Origin of the sequence: uncultured Campylobacter sp., assembly GCF_938040115.1 — a bacterium.
Taxonomy (GTDB): Bacteria; Campylobacterota; Campylobacteria; order Campylobacterales; family Campylobacteraceae; genus Campylobacter_A.
Window position 1 is genome coordinate 1 of sequence record NZ_CALHXD010000164.1, and the last position, 2738, is coordinate 2738.

Here is a 2738-nt window from a genome sequence, read left to right on the forward strand (position 1 = left end):
AAAGCGAGGTAAATTTGGCTCTTTCTCGTCTAAAAGAGGCGGGTTATGAGAGCTCGGTAGTCGTAGGCATAGCTAAAAAACGCGGCGAATACGGCATAAATTTACGGTAGCCGAGCTTTAAATTTAAACGCGCAAATTTAATCAAATTTGACGGGCTTAAATTCGGTCAAATTTGAAATAAAAGTTTAAACGGCAAGCCTATCAAATTTATTTATAGAAATCAGCAAAAGTCGCTGAGCCTATAAATTTAGTCAAATTTGAGCCGTCTAAAATACAAAAAAAGCTAAAATTCTTAAAAATGAAATTTAACTAAAATAAAAAATCATAGCAAAATAAAACAGCAAATTTACGCGTAATCCCGCGTATAAAAATCTGCAAATTTTACTATTTTTTCGTGAGCCAAACCTGCTAAATTTCCAAAAAACTCCTCCCCAATTTTTAAAGCAATCTGCAACATATTATCAAAAATATTCCGTATTTTAAGCGAAAATATAAAAGAATTAAATTAAAACCACAATCTAATCTTAACGAAATAAAGGAGATAAAATGGAATTTTTATCGTTTCTCTTTCTGGCTATAGCCGTTTTTATAGCTTGGAAAAAGCCTAAAAAAGAGGGCTTAGCGTTTGGCGCATTTGCCGTGGGAACGGCGATTTGCTTTATCATGTTTTTCATCGCCAGCTGGACGTCCCTGCTGCCTTACGCGGCGTACTAGGGGGGCAGATGAGCCTTTTTAACGAGAAAAATTTCGACTTTATCATGGCCACCGCGGTCTTGCTCGTGCTTGCCATCCCCGTCGGTATCGCAAATATCTATCTTGGCTACGTCATCGGCGAGGGGCCTTGCACGCTTTGCTGGTGGGAGCGTATCGGCATGGTAGTGGTAGGCGTCGCGGGCATCTTGATACTGCGCTACGGGCTAAAGGCGCGCTACATAGCCGCCGTGCTTTTTGGCGCTGCGTACGGTATTTTTATGACGCTAAGGCACGCGAGCTTTAGTTTATATAGAGACGTAGGCATGGGCTTTGGCGGCGATATATTCGGCGCGCATACCTATACGTGGGGCATTTTAGTGTACTGGGTCGTGGTTGTAGCGATGGGGCTTATGATGCTTTTTGCCAAAGATAAGGTCGTCTCTGGCGATATCTCGCGCTCGGACACTAGGATCAAGCCTCTTAGCGCATATTCTAAATTTGTTATCGCATTAAGCCTCTTTGTGATCCTATCAAATGCCGTTCAGGCGCTCATCTCGGCAGGCATCCCTCCCTATAGTGGCAAGGGCGATCCTGAGCGTATCAGCCTAAACAACACTTGGACGTCAGGCGTTTGGAAAAGGTTCGAAAAGCCGTTTTCATTTGTCGGCGCAAACGTCGTCGAGGATCCGTTTATAGCGGGCGAACCTAAAGATATAAGCGTCAAATTTAACTCCGATCCAAGTGCCGGTGCATTCGCGGACGTGAAGCCCGCGCTTAGCGTGAAAAACAGCTTCCCGCTTCCTTTTGAGACAAAGGGGATTTTTGGCAAAGGCGTAACGAGCGGACTTGCGTATAACGCTAAAAACGATACTTTTGGCATCTCAAACACCGAAGGCGGAGTTTATTTTACGGATGCGAATTTTAAAGAGATCGCTCACGCTATCATCGACAAGCCAAACGGCCGCAATATCAAAAAAGCCGTCGCATCGACTTTCGTCGGCGATATGCTGGTGACTACAGGCTTTAACAAAATAACATTCGCCGTTAAACCTGCCCAAAATGTGGACGCGTATCACGAGTGGAGATATTTTAGAGAGAACAGCGGCGGACTCGAGTCTGCGTGGAAATTTGACCGCCCGGCGCTTTTAACGATAAGAGCGAAAAAACAATACGTCCTAACGCTCGCAAAAGACCCGCAAAGCACCTATATGTATATGATCACGGTGCCAAACGAGCGCGCTAAGAACTTGATCCTCATCAAAGTCGATAGCAAGGACAAGATGCTAAGCGGAGAAACTATCGTGACATCAGCCCTCGCGCTAAAAGATAAACGCGATCTAAAGGACTACTACGTCACGGCTGGCGATATCGCGGGCGGTAAGTTTTTGGTCTACTCCAAAAACTACAACACCTTGCTCGTGATCGACCTTGCGGAGGCGAAGGTGATTGACGCCTACGCGATGCCGCAAATAGGCGATATCTCAGGCATGGCGATAAAGAGCGGTAGCATCTACGCTCTAGCTCATAAAGATGGCAAAGTAAACGTCGTAGAGCTAAACAATCCTCTGGGCGAGCAAATTTAACCCCCGACTAAGGCAAATTCGTCCGTTTTGCGCGGGCAAGTTTGCCTCTATCCTAAATCCTCTTTAAGCTTAAATTCGGTCAAATTTTATATAATTTGGCGTAACCATAAAAACCAAAGGAGCGAAAATGAATTTTTTAGAATCGATGAAATTTCGTCATGCATGCAAGATCTTTGACGAAAGCAAGAAAATCAGCGTGGGCGAATTTGACTTTATCTTGGAGGCGGGCAGGCTAAGTCCTAGCTCGGTTGGGCTAGAGCAGTGGGACTTCGTCGTCGTGCAAAACGAGCAGCTCAGGCAAAAGATCCGCGAAGCCTCGTGGAATCAAGTGCAAGTCACCTCTTGCTCGCATTTGCTAGTTATCCTTGCTAAAGTCGCTGAGGTAAAAAGCGTAGGCGAATACGTGGAAAAAATGATCGATCGCCGCGGAGACAAGGCGCCCGAGGTGATCGCTGCGAGGAA

Annotated in this window: 3 protein-coding genes; all 3 read left to right on the forward strand. The window is 45.4% G+C overall.

Annotated elements, in window-relative coordinates; translation table 11 throughout:
• Positions 1–546: 546 nt before the first annotated feature.
• The gene (locus Q0314_RS05760; protein WP_298057454.1) at positions 547–714 is read left to right on the forward strand and encodes a hypothetical protein; all 168 of its coding nucleotides are present in this window, start codon (positions 547–549) and stop codon (positions 712–714) included.
• A gap of 8 nt (positions 715–722) precedes the next feature.
• Positions 723–2276 carry a disulfide bond formation protein B gene (locus Q0314_RS05765; RefSeq protein ID WP_298057456.1) on the forward strand — a complete coding sequence of 518 codons (1554 nt, stop codon included), beginning with the start codon at positions 723–725 and terminating at the stop codon, positions 2274–2276.
• 127 nt (positions 2277–2403) lie between these two features.
• The coding region (locus Q0314_RS05770; RefSeq protein ID WP_298057458.1) for a nitroreductase family protein at positions 2404–2738 on the forward strand (335 nt) is incomplete at its 3' end.

What these genes read in the sequence shown, in the direction of transcription:
- Q0314_RS05760 (WP_298057454.1), top strand. Translation starts at nt 547, where the DNA reads ATGGAATTTTTATCGTTTCTCTTTCTGGCTATAGCCGTTTTTATAGCT.
- Q0314_RS05765 (WP_298057456.1), top strand. Translation starts at nt 723, where the DNA reads ATGAGCCTTTTTAACGAGAAAAATTTCGACTTTATCATGGCCACCGCG.